General features: G+C 68.3%; 17 protein-coding genes, 1 tRNA gene and 1 pseudogene. 2 read left to right on the top strand and 17 right to left on the bottom strand.

All coding sequences use genetic code 11. The features are described from left to right. The 5 genes from LV457_RS19390 to LV457_RS19410 all read right to left on the bottom strand — a co-directional run. Nucleotides 1-938 (bottom strand): DUF222 domain-containing protein (locus LV457_RS19390; protein WP_232173175.1); only part of this gene is annotated, 938 nt, incomplete at its 3' end. Between the two features lie 102 nt (nucleotides 939-1,040). Next, nucleotides 1,041-4,454 carry a DEAD/DEAH box helicase family protein gene (locus LV457_RS19395; RefSeq protein ID WP_232173176.1) on the bottom strand — a complete coding sequence of 1,138 codons (3,414 nt, stop codon included), beginning with the start codon at nucleotides 4,452-4,454 and terminating at the stop codon, nucleotides 1,041-1,043. Between the two features lie 9 nt (nucleotides 4,455-4,463). Beyond that, entirely contained in the window at nucleotides 4,464-5,567 is a 1,104-nt protein-coding gene (locus tag LV457_RS19400; protein WP_255701783.1) for a restriction endonuclease subunit S, read from the bottom strand. Continuing rightward, nucleotides 5,564-7,018, bottom strand: a complete 1,455-nt coding sequence (locus LV457_RS19405) for a class I SAM-dependent DNA methyltransferase (RefSeq protein ID WP_232173202.1) — start codon at nucleotides 7,016-7,018, stop codon at nucleotides 5,564-5,566. Before LV457_RS19405 ends, LV457_RS19400 begins: the two co-directional genes overlap by 4 nt. Before the next feature lie 78 nt (nucleotides 7,019-7,096). Beyond that, nucleotides 7,097-7,177: transfer RNA gene (locus tag LV457_RS19410), tRNA-Leu, on the bottom strand. A gap of 36 nt (nucleotides 7,178-7,213) precedes the next feature. Here LV457_RS19410 and LV457_RS19415 point away from each other — a divergent pair. Continuing rightward, complete coding sequence (locus tag LV457_RS19415; protein ID WP_232173177.1) at nucleotides 7,214-7,579, top strand: hypothetical protein; 366 nt, start codon at nucleotides 7,214-7,216, stop codon at nucleotides 7,577-7,579. A 10-nt stretch (nucleotides 7,580-7,589) separates the two neighbouring features. Next, on the top strand, nucleotides 7,590-7,967 hold the full coding sequence (locus LV457_RS19420) for a DUF3817 domain-containing protein (protein ID WP_239031093.1): 378 nt from the start codon (nucleotides 7,590-7,592) through the stop codon (nucleotides 7,965-7,967). 68 nt (nucleotides 7,968-8,035) lie between these two features. Here LV457_RS19420 and LV457_RS19425 read toward each other — a convergent pair. The 12 genes and pseudogenes from LV457_RS19425 to clpS all read right to left on the bottom strand — a co-directional run. Beyond that, nucleotides 8,036-9,436: pseudogene (locus LV457_RS19425) on the bottom strand (MFS transporter); the annotation flags it as partial. Nucleotides 9,437-9,492: 56 nt separating this feature from the next. Further along, nucleotides 9,493-10,047: an RdgB/HAM1 family non-canonical purine NTP pyrophosphatase gene (gene rdgB / locus LV457_RS19430; protein ID WP_232173204.1), complete on the bottom strand. Its 555-nt coding sequence runs from the start codon at nucleotides 10,045-10,047 to the stop codon at nucleotides 9,493-9,495. Nucleotides 10,048-10,091: 44 nt separating this feature from the next. Continuing rightward, entirely contained in the window at nucleotides 10,092-10,871 is a 780-nt protein-coding gene (rph, locus tag LV457_RS19435) for a ribonuclease PH (protein ID WP_232173178.1), read from the bottom strand. Nucleotides 10,872-10,881: 10 nt separating this feature from the next. Beyond that, nucleotides 10,882-11,691: a cyclic nucleotide-degrading phosphodiesterase gene (locus LV457_RS19440; RefSeq protein WP_232173179.1), complete on the bottom strand. Its 810-nt coding sequence runs from the start codon at nucleotides 11,689-11,691 to the stop codon at nucleotides 10,882-10,884. Nucleotides 11,692-11,725: 34 nt separating this feature from the next. Then, nucleotides 11,726-12,544: a glutamate racemase gene (murI, locus tag LV457_RS19445; protein WP_232173180.1), complete on the bottom strand. Its 819-nt coding sequence runs from the start codon at nucleotides 12,542-12,544 to the stop codon at nucleotides 11,726-11,728. Further along, on the bottom strand, nucleotides 12,541-13,209 hold the full coding sequence (locus LV457_RS19450; RefSeq protein ID WP_232173181.1) for a rhomboid family intramembrane serine protease: 669 nt from the start codon (nucleotides 13,207-13,209) through the stop codon (nucleotides 12,541-12,543). Before LV457_RS19450 ends, murI begins: the two co-directional genes overlap by 4 nt. Further along, a complete protein-coding gene (locus LV457_RS19455; protein WP_232173182.1) occupies nucleotides 13,200-14,192 on the bottom strand; it encodes a PLP-dependent cysteine synthase family protein in 993 nt (330 codons plus the stop codon). Before LV457_RS19455 ends, LV457_RS19450 begins: the two co-directional genes overlap by 10 nt. Nucleotide 14,193: 1 nt before the next feature. Beyond that, on the bottom strand, nucleotides 14,194-14,466 hold the full coding sequence (locus tag LV457_RS19460; protein WP_232173183.1) for a MoaD/ThiS family protein: 273 nt from the start codon (nucleotides 14,464-14,466) through the stop codon (nucleotides 14,194-14,196). Between the two features lie 12 nt (nucleotides 14,467-14,478). Then, nucleotides 14,479-14,901 (bottom strand): Mov34/MPN/PAD-1 family protein, encoded by a 423-nt coding sequence (locus LV457_RS19465; protein ID WP_255701784.1) that lies wholly within the window; start codon nucleotides 14,899-14,901, stop codon nucleotides 14,479-14,481. A gap of 4 nt (nucleotides 14,902-14,905) precedes the next feature. Further along, the gene (locus LV457_RS19470; protein ID WP_232173184.1) at nucleotides 14,906-15,979 is read right to left on the bottom strand and encodes a P1 family peptidase; all 1,074 of its coding nucleotides are present in this window, start codon (nucleotides 15,977-15,979) and stop codon (nucleotides 14,906-14,908) included. 4 nt (nucleotides 15,980-15,983) lie between these two features. After that, nucleotides 15,984-16,565 carry a DUF2017 domain-containing protein gene (locus LV457_RS19475; RefSeq protein ID WP_232173185.1) on the bottom strand — a complete coding sequence of 194 codons (582 nt, stop codon included), beginning with the start codon at nucleotides 16,563-16,565 and terminating at the stop codon, nucleotides 15,984-15,986. A 21-nt stretch (nucleotides 16,566-16,586) separates the two neighbouring features. Continuing rightward, nucleotides 16,587-16,889 (bottom strand): ATP-dependent Clp protease adapter ClpS, encoded by a 303-nt coding sequence (clpS, locus tag LV457_RS19480; protein WP_232173186.1) that lies wholly within the window; start codon nucleotides 16,887-16,889, stop codon nucleotides 16,587-16,589. Between the last annotated feature and the right edge of the window lie 4 nt (nucleotides 16,890-16,893).

Genomic DNA, 16,893 nt, shown 5'->3' on the forward strand with positions numbered 1-16,893 from the left:
TGTTCTAGGGCGCGGCGCAGCCGGCGGCTGATGGTCCGGGTGGTTCGGCCCGAGCCGATGACCTGGCCGTCGCGGTGAAACCACACCTCGCAGGTGGCGTCGCAGGTCAGGTAACGGCGGTCATCGGCCGGCAGCAGCGGACCCAGGTGCAGCGCGGCCACCCGATCCTTCACATCGACGTGGACGACGACGGTGGTGTGCTGGCCGTGGGGGCGGCGGGCCACCTCGGCGTCCCAGCCGGCCTCGACCAGCTCCAGGAACGCGTCGGCCGCGGTGGGCATCGGGGGCCGCTCGACACCCGGGCCGCCGACGGCGCCGACATTGCCGTTGTCGTCGTTGTTGTTGTGGTTGTGTTTCCACGCCGCGATGAGCGCCTCGTGATGCGAGCGCAGCGCGGCCTCGAATTTCGCCGCCTCGAGGTGGGGGAGTTTGATGCGCCACGCCGTGTAGTCGGCGTCGGTGGTTTTGGTGATCGAGGGTCGCGGGTCGGGCCGTGGGCCGGGCTCGGGGTCGGGGCGCGGTTCGAGTGTGACCGCGGTGCGCAGCTGGTTGACCGTGGCGTTCGCGGCCAGCTGCGCGTAGTGCTCATCGGAGCCCGCACCCGCGCCCTCGGCGATCACCCCGACCTGATCCAGCGACAGCCGCCCCTCGCGCATCGCTTGCGCGCACCGCGGGAATTCCGGCAGCCGGTCCGCGACGGCGGCGATGGTTTTGGCGTTGCGCGTCGACATGCCGGTCCGCCACGCGATCAACGCCGCCACCGAGCGGGCGCCGGTATGACCCCAGATACCGTCCCGCTCGATGGTGGCCGCGATCTCGACAATGCGCGCATCAATAGCGTTGCGCTGACCGCACAATTCCGCCAATTCATCGAACAACACCCCGAGACGTTCAGACGGATTCGACACAACGGCGTCAACCGACTCGATCGAGGACATGCCACCATTATCGCAGCGGGGTCCGACAAATTTGGGCGGCGCAGTCTCCCGCCATCACGCACTGAATAGCACAATGGCGCGGCGCACGGTGACGGTGAGCGGTCACGCAGCGCCGTCCCTCGGCGCCGCGTTGTCGCGCACGGTGTTCAGGATCGCGACGATATTGTCGACGTCTGCCTCGCCGAAGACGTCGTCAGGACCTGTCGGTGCGTGGTCGACGTAGGGCGACTCGTAAAGCCGCACGGGTTCCATGAAACCGTTGGCAGTGAGTTCGTTGACGATCAGGTTGATGAATCGGATCTGATCGGCGTTGAAGCGGGTGCCATCCAGGTAGGCGCCGAACGCCTCCACCGCGGCCTCGCGGTCCAGGCCCACCAGCGATCGCACGAACAGGCCCAATCCATGCGATTGTTCCTTTGCCAGTTCGATGTCGGCCTGCTCGCCGGTGCCACTCGCAATCAACATCTGCTCCAGCGACGCGAGATCCTCGGGAGTCAACGGCTTGTTCCGCCGCAAGCGTTGCAGCGCAACGTGATCCTGATGCTGTTTCAGATACGTCCTCGCTTTGGCCTGGAAGCGTTCCCAGTTCGTGCCGGGCGTGATCCCGGGCAATTCGACCAGGGTCGATTCACTGAGCTCGTCGACGAAGTCGGTATAGACGGCGACCTTCTTGGCTTTTTCCAGGAATCTGAGCAACCCACGCAGCTTGCGACGCACCGATTCGAGCATCGGCAGGGTGACGTCGACCCACCACTCGTCGCTACTGACGTCCTCGAGCAGAACCTGTTGTGCCGCAACCGAAGGTATGGCCGTCTGGCCCAGCAGTCCGGTGGCGATGTTCTGAATCTGCTCCCGTATCCGTTCAGCAGCCACGGCGTCGCCTTCGATCTGGGCAAGCTGACGGCGCAAGATGAGCATGTCGAAGCGTTTGGCGTCCTCGTCGTCGTCTTTGAGCGCCGATGGCAATCCGGCCAGCTGCTCGGCGACATCACCGGCCACTTCGGGCGTCAGCGATGTCCAGGCCGGCCATTCCGAGTACTGCTCGACCAATCTGCGATGCGGCCGGACGAGAAAATTCTCGACGTTCATCCCCGCGACGGTCTGGTGAAGCGACCATGCGACGTCGACGCGCAAGCCGCGTTCGGTCTCGGTGCCTTGGCCCTCAGCGGGTTCGGGATCCGTTGGTGGCCAGGCGTGGTCGATCGCGGTGATCAAGCCGAGCCGTGTTTCGAAGAGGCGCTGGTTCAAGGACTTCTGCAAAGAGCCCTCGGACCCGGGAAGGTCTTGGCTGAAGAACTCGAGGTTGCCGCAGAAGTCGAAGACGTAGAAGTTCTGCTTGTCCTGGCCCGGACCGAAGAGATCCGGCCGGAGGCGGGTACCGCGGCCGATCATCTGCCAGAACTTGGTTTTCGAGCGGACCAGCTTGAAGAAGACGAGATTGACGACGTCGGGGACGTCGATGCCGGTGTCGAGCATGTCCACCGAGATGGCGATGTGCGGGGCCTTGTCGGTGACGGAGAAGTCGTCGATCAAGGTCTGCGCGTACGCGGTGCCGTGCGTGATGACGCGGGCGAATTGGCCACCGTATTGCGGGTATTGGGCATCGAAGCGTCGCGCGATGAATTCGGCGTGGGCTTGGTTCTTCGCAAAGATGATGGTTTTGCCGAGCCGGTCGCCGTCGGCGACGCGGTGGCCCTTGGTCATCAATTCGGCGAGCACCTTGTCGACGGTGTCCTCGTTGAAGAGGAACCGGTTGATCTCTTCGGAACTCACCTCATCGGGCGGGTCGCCGTCGCCCCATTCCAGCGCATCCCATTCGTCCTTCTCCTCTTCGGAGAGGTCTGCGTAGCGGATGCCTTGGCGCAAGAATTTGGTGCCCACCGAGATCCCGATCGCCGGTACGAGAAAGCCTTCCTTGACGGCGTCGTCGAGGCTGTAAGCGTCGGTGGGGACACCGTCTTCGAGGTGGAACAGCCGGTAGGTGTTGTGGTCGACTTCGTCTTTCGGCGTGGCGGTGAGGCCGACGAGCAGCGAGTCGAACCATTCGAAGATGGCACGGTACTTCTGGTAGACGGAGCGATGCGCTTCGTCGATGACGACGAGATCGAAATAGCCGGGCCCGAATTTCCTGATGCCGGAATCGGTGTCGTTGATCAGGTTCATCATCGTCGGGTAGGTGCACACGTACACCCGGCCGTCGGTGATCTTCTCGGTCACCAGGTTGACGGTGGTGGCGTCGGGTAAGTGCGCTTTGAAAGCGTTGGCAGCTTGGGTGACCAGTGCGGTGCGGTCGGCGAGGAACAGCACTCGCTTGACCCAGTTGGCTTCCATCAGTTGCTTGACCAGGGCGATGACGGTGCGGGTCTTGCCTGAGCCGGTTGCCATGACCAGCAGGGCTTCTCGCTGTTTGGCGGTGAACGCGTCGTCGATCGCCCGGATCGCGCGGTGTTGGTAGTGGCGTTCAACGATCGCCGAGTCGATGGGCATGTCGGTGAGCGGTCTGCGGGTCTGGCGGCGCTGCACCAGCAGTTCCAGCTCGTCGCGGGTGTAGAAGCCTTGGATCTCACGCGGCGGATACCCGGCGGCGTCGTCCCAGATCCAATGTTCGTAGCCGTTGGTGTAGAAGATGACCGGTCGACGGCCCGTCATCGCCTCGAGGCAATGGGCGTACAGCTTGGCCTGCTGCTGGCCCACCTGCGGGCTTTTGCTCGTGCGTTTGGCTTCCACGATCGCCAGCGGCAATCCGTCCTTACCCCACAGGACGTAGTCGACGAAGCCCGTGCCGTCGGCGGTCGGCATTCCGGTGACCGGGTATTCGCGATCCTTGGAGTCGCTGAGCGGCCAACCGGCTTCCTGGAGCATCTTGTCGATGAAGACATCTCTGGTCTGCGCCTCGTTGTAGTCGCGGTCGTCCACCTGCTGCTTGGTTGCCTGCGCTTGCGCAACCGCTTCGCGAAGCGCGGCGATCTCGGCGTCCTTGGCCGCCGCTTCCTCGTCCTTGGCGGCCAGTGCCTTCGCGTGGGCTGCGTCCTGAGCGGCGAATCTCGCAGCGAGCTGGGCGACCTCCTGGCGCGACAGCGGCGCTGCCTTGGCGGCCAGCGTCGGGTCGAACGCTGCGCCCATGGGGGCCGCCTGCGGCTTCGTCGAATGGTGGAAGGCCGCCCACACCATGACGTGGTGTAGCTCGCGGAGCGCATGTAGCGCTGCCTGCGACGGGATCGGTTGCGGGTCGTGCACCGCGGTGTTGCCGAGCTTGCGAATCAAATTGAGCTTCGTCGCGATGCCCAAACCGACCTTCGACTTGAACTTCGCGTCGTTCATCTTGGCGGCGAGGTCGTTCTTGTACGGAATCGGCAGCGCGAGAACGTCGTACAGGTAGTCGACCAGTAGCTCGACGGTGCGCCGGCTGTAGAAGCACGCCGAGCGGGGATCGGTGGTGGCGTAGCTCTCCGCCCGCGCGCAATCGGCGTGCATCTCCGGCCAGCCGACCGCTTTCAGGAACGCGAAGTTCGACATGCCGCTACCTCACAGTTGACCGGTAAATGCGCGGGCTTGGAGGGAGGCGAAGAGCTGTTCAGCTAAGACAAGTCCTTGCCGTGCGCAGGTTGCGAGCCACGAGATTTCCGTTGCCGCCGCTGCGATCCGACCCTGAGCGCGCCTTGACGGGACTGGTATGGGAGCTTGTCGCAGGTCTCCTAAGTTGATACCCCGTACCGCCGCGCCCTTTGTACGCTGAGCCATCCAATGCTGCAGAGTAGGTGATTCGAGAGCGACCCTCAGATATGCGGCAGAGGTAGGGTCGACCACTGCTAAGCGTGCGGAGTCTTGAGTTATGTTTCCGCCGTCAAGCTCGGGTGGTACGAGCGCTAAGCGGCCCACGTGCCCACGTATCGAAATTAAGAGATCACCGGTCGCAAGCTTCGAACGGCGATATTGGTCCGCAATCGCCGGCGTCGTCCGGCGCAAGCCAGCCAGCTCGATGCCGCCGTTTTTCATGTCCGCGACACGCACATAAGGGGTGCCCCCTTCGATGTGGTCGCCCGGCTTAAGTATCCCGTACGTAATCGGCCGCTGCGGGTCTATCCACTCCTCGAGCGGACGGTAACCGTCTCGGGAGGAGGCTTGCGGCGCATCAGAGATCTGCTGAAAGACTGCCTGCGGCATAAGCATGAGCTTGTCGAGCACGAGTTTTTGACTGACCCGCGCCGCTTCAGCGCGGTCGAGTACATCTGCCACATGCTTTTGGTGCGACATCGGCGGAACCGGTACTTCGATGCCTGATAGGCCTGACCTCGTCAGCTGCGGCTGTGAGGAACCGGTTGTGACGTCGGCAACACCGCGAAACTCAAGAAAACGTGCGAGATAACGCATCTCAACGCTGTCCGTATCGAGGCAGTCGAGCGCCATCGCATTACTGCTCGCATACGACCTCGGCTGAGTTATGTGAACGGATCCTATAGTCCCGCGACAGCCGATCAGAATCGTTGGGTGCTCATGGGTGAAGCTCGACGTGAACCCGATTACGCCGTTCGCCCCATAAACCGGATACCCCGTCGATGACATCTGCGTCTTACCGAGTGCAGGCCACTGCTTCGGTTTGCAGATGTCTCCTAGTAATCGATTGGTCATTCCAGCATCGCCTTGAGCGCAGCGAGGCCTTCCTGCATCTCTCGAGAATGTTCTTCGATCTCCGCAATGATCTCCAGCGGCGGGCGATGCTCGACCTCGTCGTGAACAATCTCCTTATACCGATTCAGCGACAGGTCGTATCCCTGCGCGACGATGTCATCCTTCGGCACGCAGAAGGACTGCTCGGTGCGTGCCCGCTCCACCTCGGAACCGGCACGCTCACGCCACCGCGTCAATACATCTGGCAAGTCGTTCGCCTCAACAGGGTTCCGCTTGTCGTCCAAGGAGAAGCCGTCGGCGCGCACGTCGTAGAACCACACGTGGTCGGTCCCGCCGGAATTCGTCTTGGTGAACAGCAGGATCGCCGTGGACACACCGGCATACGGCCGGAACACACCCGACGGCAGCTTGACCACCCCGTCCAGCTTCTGGTCCTCGACGAGCACCCGACGGAGTTCCTTGTGAGCCTTCGACGATCCGAACAGCACACCGTCGGGCACGATGACGGCCGCCCGCCCGCCCGGCTTGAGCAGCTTCAGGAACAGCGCCACGAACAGCAGCTCGGTCTTCTTCGTCTTGACGACGCGCTGCAGATCCTTCGACGTCGACTCGTAGTCCAGCGAGCCCGCGAACGGCGGGTTGGCGAGAATCAGCGTGTACTTCTCCGAGTCCTCGCTGGCACCTTCGGACAGTGAGTCCCGGTAGCGGATGTCCGGCGACTCGATGCCGTGCATGAGCATGTTCATGCTGGCGATGCGCAGCATGGTGTTGTCGAAGTCGTAGCCGTGAAACATGCTGGCGTGGAAGTGCTTCCGCTGCGCGGCATCGGTCAGCACCGACGGGTGCTGCTCGCGGATGTATTCCGACGCGGCTACCAGGAAGCCGGCGGTGCCGCACGCCGGGTCGCAGATCTCGTCGGCCGGCTTCGGCGCCATCATGTCGACCATCAGCTCGATGATGTGCCGCGGCGTCCGGAACTGTCCGTTCTGCCCGGCGCTGGCGATCTTGGACAGCATGTACTCGTACAGATCGCCGTTGGTGTCGCGGTCGGCCATGGGGATGTCGTCGAGCAGATCAACCACCCTTGACAGCAGTTGCGGCGTCGGGATGGTGAAGCGAGCGCCCTCCATGTGCTCGCCATAGGTCGACCCGTCGCTGCCCAGGGTCCGCAGGAACGGAAAGACCTGCTGCCCCACCGTCGCGAACATGACGGCGGGCTCCTCGTTCTTGAATCGCGACCACCGCAGCTCCTGCTGGTCGGGTCCGAACCGCAGGTCCTGCGGCTTGCCGAAGCGTGCTTTGCGCTCGGCCAGTGTCTCGAGGTCGTCGAGGCGACGGATGAACAGCAGATAGGTGATCTGCTCGATCACCTCGAGCGGATTGGAGATGCCTCCGGACCAGAACGCGTCCCAGACGCGATCGACCTTGCTTTTCAATTCACCGGTGATCACGGCGATGCCCCTTAATGCGTCGTCCCGAACTGAACGGAACTGTATATAGGCACCCACCGACATGTGGCGAACAAGCAGTGCGCGAGGGGGGACTCGAACCCCCACGTCCGAAGACACTGGAACCTAAATCCAGCGCGTCTGCCATTCCGCCACTCGCGCGTGAGCGCCCTCAGGCTATCGCGGTACCGTTGACATATGTCCACTACACGACGTAGGAGACCGGCGCTGGTCGCGCTGGTCACCGTCGCTGCGGGTGGCTGCCTGGCGCTGGCGTGGTGGCAGTGGACGCGCTTCGAGTCGACCGCAGGCGATTTTCAGAACCTGGGGTATGCGCTGCAATGGCCGCTGTTCGCGGTGTTCTGCGTGGTGGCGTACCGCAAGTTCGTCCGCTACGAGGAGGAGCCGCCGGAGCTCCACCCCGTCGATGCCGTGACCGAGATTCCCGCCGGCCTGCTACCCGAGCGGCCGGCCCCGCGGCCCGCGGCGCCCGAGGACCCGGCGCTGCGGGAGTACAACGCCTACCTCGCCGAGCTGGCGCGCCGCGACGAGAGCAAAGGATGAGCCTGTGACGCTGGAGCCGGATCCGCCGGAGACCGAGATCGCCGAACGCACCCCGTCCGCCGTGGACGTCGCGAAGGTGCGGCGCGCGCTGGTGCCCTACCGCATCCTCGCGTGGACGACGGGCGCACTGCTGATCGCGCTGTGCTACGAGATGGTGGTCAAGTACCTGCTGCGGGTCGAGGACGTCCCCACCTGGCTGACGATGATCCCGTTCGTGCACGGCTGGGTGTACTTCGCCTACCTGCTCGCCACCGCCAACCTCGCCGTCAACGCCCGCTGGCCCATCGGCAAGACGCTTGGCACGCTGATCTCCGGCACCATCCCGCTCGCGGGCGTCATCGTCGAGCACTTCCGCACGCGAGAGGTGAAGGCGCGCTTCGGGATCTGACGCGTCTCAGCGACCCGCACCGGCCAGCCGATGCGCGTCGACGACGGGAGCGACCGGCTCGGGCACGGCGGGGCGTGGATCAGCAGCGTGACGAGCGCGGCGACCGCGCCGGCGCCCGCGGCGATCAGCAGGGTGGCGCGAAAGCCCGCTTCGGTGGGGATCGCGTGCCCGTGGAACGACGTCGTCATGCCGGCGAGCACCGCGCCGATGACCGCGCTCGACGTCGAGGTGCCCAGTGACCGCGCCAGCGCGTTGATGCCGTTGGCCGCCGCCGTCTCGTTGGCCGGCACGGCGGCGTTGATGAGCGCCGGCAGCGACGCGAAGGCGAACCCGACGCCCAGGCTGACGACGATCGAGAACGCCATCAGCTGAGCCGGACCGCCCATCAGCCACACGCCGGCGAGGTAGCCGGCGGCGATGACGACGCTGCCGACGAAGAGCGTGAATTTCGGGCCCCGCGTCCGGGCGACCCGCGCGGCGATCGGGGCCGCGACCATCATCGCCAGCCCACCCGGCGCCATCCAGAGCCCGGCGTGGAACATCGTCTGCCCCAGGCCGTATCCGGTTTGCGCGGGCAGTTCGAGCAGCTGTGGCCCGACCAGCGACATGGCGAACAACCCGAAGCCGATCGCCACCGACGCGACGTTGGTCAGGAGGACAGGGCGCCGCGCGGTGGTCCGCAGGTCGACGATCGGCGACGGCGTGCGCAGCTGCCACCAGCCGAACACCGCGAAGACCACCGCGGAGGTCACGAACATGCCGACCGTCAGGCTGCTGGCCCAGCCCCACGCCTGGCCCTTCGAGATGGCCAGCAGCAGCGCGACGAGCGCGGCCGCCAGCCCGAGCGCACCGGGTAGGTCCACCCGCTCCCGCGCACTCGTGGCGACACTCGGCACCAGCACCGCGAACAGCACCGCCGATGCCGTGCCCAGCCCGGTGGCCACCCAGAACAGCGCATGCCAGTCGAACGCCTCGGCGATCACCGCCGACAGCGGCAGGCCCAGCGCGCCGCCCACGCCCAGCGACGCGCTCATCAACCCCATCGCCGAGCCAACCCGGTCGGCCGGCACCGCGGCCCGCAGCACGCTGATGCCCAGCGGGATGATCGGCATACCGAAGCCCTGCAGCCCGCGCCCGACGATCAGCGGGACGAGCGAGCTGGTGAGCGCCGCGACCAGCGAGCCGGCGGTGAGCAGCAGCGCACACGCGATGAGGATGCGCTTGGGGCCGTACATGTCACCCAGCCGGCCGAGCACCGGGGTCGCGACGGCACCGCTCAGCAGCGTCGCGGTGATCGCCCAGGAGGCGTTGGCCGGGCTGGTGTCGAGCAGCTTCGGGAGGTCGGGGATCAGCGGGATGACGAGCGTCTGCATCAGCGAGACGCTGATACCGGCGGCCGCGAGCACCGCGATCAGCACCCCGGGGTGTGCCGGGCGCGCGGCGGTGCCGGCGGCGGAGTGACGACCCATGGCGGGCACCGTACCCGTTAGACCGGCTAGGTATTCGCGCCGGGCCGACCGCCGCGTCAGCCCAGCAGCTCGCGCAGTGCGGGCAGCAACTGCGCCAACGCCCGCCCCCGGTGCGATACGGCGTCTTTCTCCGCGGGCGCGAGTTCTGCCGCGCTGCGCTGCGAGCCGTCGGGGAGAAACAGCGGGTCGTATCCGAAGCCGCCGGCGCCGCGCGGCTCGCGGGCGATGCGGCCCGGCCACTCGCCGCGCACCACGGTCTCCCCGCGATCGGACACCAGCGCGCTGGCGGAGACGAACGCCGCGCCGCGCCGGGCGTCGGGCACGTCGCGCAGCTGGGCGAGCAGCAGCGCGTTGTTCGCCCGATCGTCACCGTGCCGGCCGCACCACCGCGCCGACAGCACCCCCGGCATCCCGTTCAGCGCGTCGACCGCGAGCCCCGAATCGTCGGCGACCGCCGCAATTCCGGTGGCGCGGAACGCGTCTCGTGCCTTGGCGAGCGCATTCTCCTCGAAGGTCGCGCCGGTCTCGGGCGCCTCGTCGAACGGCGGGACGTCGTCGAGGCTGAGCAGGGTCAGGCCGTCGAGACCGGCGGCGTCGAGCACCCGCCGCATCTCCGCGAGCTTCTTGCGGTTGCGGCTGGCGACGAGCAGCTGCGTCAACTGCCGAAGGCCTTCTTCGCCGGCTTGCCCTCCGGCAGCGTGCCCGGATAGGGCAACGCCAGCGCCGCGCGCTGCACCTCGAAGAGCGTGTCGCAGGCGCCGAGGGCCGCGTCGAGCAACTTGTCGAGGGTCGACCGCGGGAACGTCGCCCCTTCGCCGGTGCCCTGGATCTCGACCAGCGTGCCGGTGTCGGTGGCGACGACGTTCATGTCGACCTCGGCGCGCGAATCCTCCTCGTACGGCAGGTCGACGCGGACCCGGCCGTCGACGACGCCGACGCTGACCGCGGCGATCGCGCACGACAGCGGGCGGGGATCGGTCAGCTTCCCGGCCGCCGCCAAGTAGGTCACGGCGTCGGCCAGGGCGACGTAGGCGCCGGTGATGGCGGCGGTGCGGGTGCCGCCGTCGGCCTGCAGCACGTCGCAGTCGACCGAGATGGTGTTCTCGCCGAGCGCGGCGAGGTCGATGCAGGCCCGCAGCGACCGCCCGATCAGCCGGCTGATCTCCTGCGTGCGGCCACCGAGGCGGCCCTTGACCGACTCGCGGTCCGAGCGGGTGTGGGTGGCCGCCGGCAACATGGCGTACTCGGCGGTGAGCCAGCCGAGTCCGCTGCCCTTACGCCAGCGCGGCACGCCGTCGATGACGCTGGCGGTGCACATCACCCGGGTCTGCCCGAACTCGATGAGCACCGACCCCGCCGGATGCGACGTGAAACCGCGGGTGACGGTGACCGGCCGCAGCTCGTCGTCGAGGCGGCCGTCTTGTCGTGTGGACACGGCGCCAACCCTAGTGGGTGACGTTTACGGCCTCCCCGCACACCACAGCGCGGACGGGGCCGTCGAATTCGGCCTTGGCCTCGGTGATGACGTCCTCCCGGGACGTCCACGGCGGGATGTGGGTGAGCAGCAGCTCCCCCACCCCGGCCTCGGCGGCGATGCGGCCGGCCTCGGTGCCCGACAGGTGCAGCCCGGGCGGTCGGTCGTCCGGCGCATGGGTCCAGGACGCCTCGCACAGGAAGACGTCGGCGCCGCGCGCCAGCTCGACGAGCGCGGTGCACACGCCGGTGTCACCGCTGTAGACGAACGTGGCGCCCGACGGATCGGTGAACCGCATGCCGTAGGACTCGGTCGGGTGGCTGACCAGCCGCGGCGTCACGGTCAAGGATCCGATCTGCACCGGCTGACCGTCGGCCCAGTGCCGGACGTCGAAGATGTCGGAGAAGTCGTCCACCTCGCCGCCGTAGGGCGAGGACGCCGCCGCCAGCCGCGCCCAGGTGTCGCTGGGCCCGTACATCATCGCCTTGCCCTTGGGCGGGTTCGGGTGGAACCGCCGCCACACGAACAGGCCCGGCAGGTCGAGGCAGTGGTCGGCGTGCAGGTGGCTCAGCAGGATGTGCACCGTGCTGGGGTCGGCGTGCCGCTGCAGCGCACCCAGCACCCCGCCGCCGAAATCGAGCACCAGCGGCGGTGCGTCCGGCGCCGTGAGCAGGTAACCCGACGCGGGCGAATCAGGTCCGGTGACGCTGCCGGAGCAGCCGAGCACGGTGATTCGCACGCCACTAGCTTGCCACGTCCGTCGGGGGGAAGGGCAAAACATCGCCCAAAGCCGGGCGCCGGGAGCGGGCGGGTGCTCAGTGTGTGCCGGCGGGGCGACGCACGGGCCGCACCCCCGTGAGCGAAGGCCCCAGAAACCGCGCCGCGAGGGCGGTGAATGCGTCGGGATCGCCGGTCGCCTCGAAGCGCCGCTCCGGCGGTGTGTCGGAGTGCGGCCGCAGCAGATCCTGCTCGGTGAGCACCCGCAGCAGGTCCTTCGCCGTCTCCTCGGCGCTCGACACCAGCGTCACGCCGTCGCCCATCGCGAGCTGGATGATGCCGGACAGCAGCGGGTAGTGCGTGCAGCCGAGCACCAGGGTGTCGACGCCGGCGCGCTGCAGCGGTTCCAGATAGCCCTCGGCGAGGTTCAGCACCTGCCGGCCGCTGGTGACGCCGCGCTCCACGAAGTCGACGAACCGCGGGCAGGCGACCGCGGTGATCACCGCGTCGGGGTTCGCGGCGAAGGCGTCCTGGTAGGCGTGCGACATGACGGTGGCGCGGGTGCCGATGACGCCGATGCGGCCGTTGCGGGTGGTCGCCACCGCCCGGCGCACGGCGGGCACGATCACCTCCACCACCGGCACGTCGTATCGTTCGCGGGCGTCGCGCAGACACGCCGACGACGCCGAGTTGCAGGCGATGACCAGCGCCTTGACGCCGCGGTCCACCAGGTCGTCGGCGATTGCCAGCGCGTGCGCCCGGATCTGCGGGATCGACAGCGGGCCGTAGGGGCCGTTGCCGGTGTCGCCGACGTAGATGATGTCCTCGTCGGGCAGCTGGTCGATGATCGAGCGGGCGACCGTCAGGCCGCCGACGCCGGAGTCGAACACCCCGATCGGAGCGAGCTGCCGGTTCATCGGTACGGCACCGGAGTCGCGCGGCGCTGCGCGCGTTCGCGGCGCTCGGGCGCGCTCAACAGGTAGGCGGCGACGACGCCGGCGACCGCCCCGCAGGCATGCCCCTGCCAAGACACGCCCGGCGTGCCGGGCAGCACGCCGAACAGGATGCTGCCGTAGATGAGCGCCACGAGGATGCCGGTGACGATCTCCCACACCCTGCGGGTGAAGAACCCGAACACGATGAGGAAGGCGAGCCAGCCGAAGATCAGCCCCGACGCGCCGATGTGGTTGGTCTCGCACCGCACCCCGACATACGGGCAGGTGGCGCCGACATTGCCGATCAGCCAGGTGCCCAGGCCGCCGAGGATCCAGATGATGGCCGTCGCGGAGACGAAGCGCGCCATGCCGGCCAGCGTCATCAGGAAACCGAGCACCAGCGCGGGGCCGGTGTTGGCCGCCAGGTGCGCCCAGTCCGCGTGCAGCAGCGGCGCCCACAGGATGCCGGTGAGGCCGTCCTCCTCCAGCGGCCGGATGCCGTTGTCGTCGAGGCTGTGGTCGGAGAGCGTGTCGACGAGCTCGACCCCGTAGAGCAGTGCCACGAAGCCGAGGACGGTGGCGCCGCCGACCAGCCACGCCGGGCGGCGCCGGGACTGCGGTGCGCCCCCGGCCGGCGTCATGCCCATAGCTGCCCCTCCAGCGCGTCCTCGGCGTCGTCGAGGTTACCGGCGTAGGCGCCGGTGGACAGGTACTTCCAGCCGGCGTCGCACACCACGAACGCGATGTCGGCGCGCTCACCGGCCCGCAGCGCCTTGGTGCCCATGCCCAGCGCTGCGTGCAGGATCGCCCCGGTGGAGATGCCGGCGAAAATACCCTCGCGCTGCACCAGCTCGCGGGTGCGGCGGATGGCGTCGAACGATCCGACCGAGTAGCGGGTGGTCAACACCTCCGGGTCGTAGAGCTCCGGGATGAAGCCCTCGTCGATGTTGCGCAGCGCGTAGACGCCTTCGCCGTAGCGCGGTTCGGCAGCGACGATCTGCACGCCCGGCACGTGCTCGCGCAAAAAGCGGCCGGTACCCATCAGCGTGCCCGTGGTGCCGAGCCCGGCGACGAAATGGGTGATCTCCGGCAGGTCGGCGAGCAACTCCGGGCCGGTGCCGTCGTAGTGCGCGGCGGCGTTGGCGGGGTTGCCGTACTGGTAGAGCATCACCCAGTCGGGGTTGGCCGCCGCGAGCTCCTTTGCCCGGGCCACGGCGGTGTTGGAGCCGCCCTCGGCCGGGGAGAAGACGATCTTGGCGCCGTAGAGCTCCAGCAGCTGCCGCCGCTCGATCGAGGTGTTTTTCGGCATCACGCAGATCAGCCGGTAGCCCTTGAGCAGCGACGCCATCGCCAGCGAGATGCCGGTGTTGCCGCTGGTGGGTTCCAGGATGGTGGCGCCCGGCGTGAGCAGTCCGTCGCGCTCGGCCTGCTCGATCATCCGCAGCGCGGGCCGGTCCTTGATGCTGCCGGTCGGGTTGCGGTCCTCCAGCTTGGCCCACAGCCGCACGTGGGGCGCAATCCCGTCGTCCGAGCCGTCGTCCGAGCCGTCGTCCCAGCGCGGCGAGAGGTGCGGCAACCCGACCAGCGGCGTGTCGCCCAGGGCGTCGAGCAGCGAGGTGTGCCGCGCCAAATCAGCCCCCGGCCACGGCGGGCAGGATCGTCACCGAGTCGCCGTCGGCGATCTCGGTGTCCAGCCCGCCCGAGAACCGCACGTCCTCGTCGTTGACGTAGATGTTGACGAAGCGGTGCAATTTGCCGGAGTCCACCAGCCGCCCGGAGATGCCGGCGTAGCGGTGCTCCAGGTCGTCGATGACGGCGCGCAGCGTGGCGCCGTCGGCGCTGACGCGCTTCTCGCCGCCGGTGTGGCTGCGCAAGATCGTCGGGATGGAGACGGTGACTGCCATGGGGCCCTTCCTCTACGGGGTTTCGTAGCTGTCGACGACGCGCACCGGTTCCTCGGTGACCTCGCCGTCGACGATGCGGTAACTGCGCAGCTCGTGGCACTCGGGGTCGCGCGTGGACACCAGCACATAGTGCGCGTCGGGTTCGGCGGCGAGCGCGATGTCGGTGCGGCTCGGGTAGGCCTCGGTGGCGGTGTGGCTGTGGTAGATCACCACCGGCACCTCGTCGGCATCGTCCATCTCGCGCCACACCCGCAGTTGCTCGCCGGAGTCGAAGCGGTAGAACGTCGGGGACCGCTCGGCGTTGACCATCGCGACGTGCCGCTCCGGCCGGTCGGAGCCCTCGGGTCCGGGGAGGACGCCGCACGCTTCGTCGGGGTGGTCGGCGCGGGCGTGCGCGACCATCGCGTCGACCAGGTCGGCCCTGATGGTCAGCAAGCGCTCACCCTCTCCACGAACCCATCTCTGGCATCACACCCGGCAACAGGCTGCGGTAGGTCGGTATTCCGGCGACCGGCTCGGCCGCCAGCAGCGCCACCAGGACCGCCCGCGCCAGGCAGTCCGCGGCGGCGGCTCCCACGGCCGTCGTCACCGGCACCTCCGGCGTCATCGACGCCGGTGTCGTCGGGTCTAGCGGCACCTCGACCGCGCCGGTCGCCAGCGCGAACACCGTATCGCCGTCGACCGGGGTGTGACACGGCCGGATGGTGCGGGCCAGCCCGTCGTGGGCGGCCACCGCGACCCGCCGGCAGGCCGCCGGGCTGAGTGCGGCGTCGGTCGCCACGACCGCAATGGTGGTGTTCAGCGGGCCGTGCTCGGCGTGGCGTTCGGCGTAGGCGGCGAGCTCCGCGGCCGGCGGGGGCCGCAGCCCGAACTCGGCGATCTGGTCGGCCGACCAGGGCAGGCCGGTGTCCGGGTCGACGACGTCGCCGGCGCAGTTGAGCACCACCAGCGCGCCGACCGTGACGCCTGCGGCTGATTGTCCTCCTCGCGTGCGGGCGGACAGCGCGACCGACGCCGTCCCGACCCCGCCCTTGAGCACGCCGGCGCGCGCACCCGTCCCGGCGCCCACGCAGCCCGTCGCCACCTCGGTGTCGGCGCTTGCTGCCGCGGTGTAGCCGAACTCGGCGGTGGGCCGGCACGACCAGCCGCCGACCGGCAGGTCGAACACCACCGCCGCCGGCACGATCGGCACGACACCGCCCTCCAGTGCGACGCCGCGGCCCTGCTCCTCCAGATAGGTCATCACGCCGTCCGCGGCGGCGAGACCGAAGGCGCTGCCGCCGGTGAGCATCACGGCGTCGACGTGGCGCACCGAGTTCGCCGGGTCGAGCAGGTCGGTCTCGCGGGTGCCGGGCGCCCCGCCGCGGCCGTCGACGGCGCCGACCGTGCCGGGCGGCGTCAGGACGACGGTGGTGCCGCTGGCCCAGCCGGTGCCGAGGGCGACGTCGGGGTCGAGCCGATGGTGGTGACCGACGAGGATGCCCGCGACATCGGTGATCGAGCCGTACGCCACGGTGTCAGCGCCGTCCCATCAGCGCGAGCACCAGGTACTCCTGCAGCATCGTCAACCAGTGGTAGACGTCGAGGTGCCCGGCCATCGGATGGTGTTCGGGCAGCTCCTCGGGCCCGCCCGGGCCGACCCCGAGCATGGTGCCCAGCGCCAGCCGGACGTCGTTGACCGCCGCGATCCAGGCGTTGGCGTCGTCCTCGCTGAGCTCGAGGCGGCCGCCGCCGGCAGGCACCGTGTCGAGCAGCCGCTGCGCGGCCGTCCGTTTGGCGTCGATGATCGTCGGCTCGTGCAGGCTGCGCAGCGCGCTGTTGAGGCTCTCGGCGGCCGCGGAGCCGGCGGGGTGGTTGCGCGCCGGCCGGTAGAAGTCCGGCAGCAGCCGGTTGAGGGTGGCGTCCTCGGGCGGCTGTGCGTTGCCGGTGCGGATGCCGGTGATCTGCTCCAATTCGTCTCGCGGCGCCGTGGTCTCGCGCTGCTCCAGCATCTCCAGCAGCGACGACACCAGGTTGCGCAGCAGCGCGGCCTCGTGTTCGGCGAACGACGACCGGAAGCGGGGTCCCGCGGTGGTCTCCACCCGTTTCCACTTACGCACGGTTCGTGGGCCGCCGACTCGTCAGCGGTCCTGCTGCATGGTGGCCCACAGGCCCGCCGCATGCAGCTTCGCGACGTCGACTTCCATGGATTCACGGCTGCCCGCGGACACCACGGCCTTTCCCTCGTTGTGCACCTGCAGCATCAACTTCGTGGCCTGCGGCTCGCTGTAGCCGAACAGTTTCTGGAAGACGTAGGTCACGTAATTCATGAGGTTGACCGGGTCGTCCCACACGATGGTCACCCAGGGATGGTCCTCGGCGCCGACCGTGTCGGTGTCGCGCTGCACACCGGTGCCCGGTCGGGTCCGTGCTGGCGCAGCCATGCGC

Source organism: Mycobacterium sp. MYCO198283 (genome assembly GCF_021213805.1).
Taxonomy (GTDB): Bacteria; Actinomycetota; Actinomycetes; order Mycobacteriales; family Mycobacteriaceae; genus Mycobacterium.

Bases quoted from the DNA above. Each gene is read 5' to 3' on its own strand.
- LV457_RS19395 (WP_232173176.1), bottom strand. From the start codon at position 4,454: ATGTCGAACTTCGCGTTCCTGAAAGCGGTCGGCTGGCCGGAGATGCAC.
- LV457_RS19400 (WP_255701783.1), bottom strand. From the start codon at position 5,567: ATGACCAATCGATTACTAGGAGACATCTGCAAACCGAAGCAGTGGCCT.
- LV457_RS19415 (WP_232173177.1), top strand. From the start codon at position 7,214: ATGTCCACTACACGACGTAGGAGACCGGCGCTGGTCGCGCTGGTCACC.
- rdgB (WP_232173204.1), bottom strand. From the start codon at position 10,047: ATGCGGCGGGTGCTCGACGCCGCCGGTCTCGACGGCCTGACCCTGCTC.
- LV457_RS19440 (WP_232173179.1), bottom strand. From the start codon at position 11,691: ATGTTTTGCCCTTCCCCCCGACGGACGTGGCAAGCTAGTGGCGTGCGA.
- murI (WP_232173180.1), bottom strand. From the start codon at position 12,544: ATGAACCGGCAGCTCGCTCCGATCGGGGTGTTCGACTCCGGCGTCGGC.
- LV457_RS19450 (WP_232173181.1), bottom strand. From the start codon at position 13,209: ATGGGCATGACGCCGGCCGGGGGCGCACCGCAGTCCCGGCGCCGCCCG.
- LV457_RS19460 (WP_232173183.1), bottom strand. From the start codon at position 14,466: ATGGCAGTCACCGTCTCCATCCCGACGATCTTGCGCAGCCACACCGGC.
- clpS (WP_232173186.1), bottom strand. From the start codon at position 16,889: ATGGCTGCGCCAGCACGGACCCGACCGGGCACCGGTGTGCAGCGCGAC.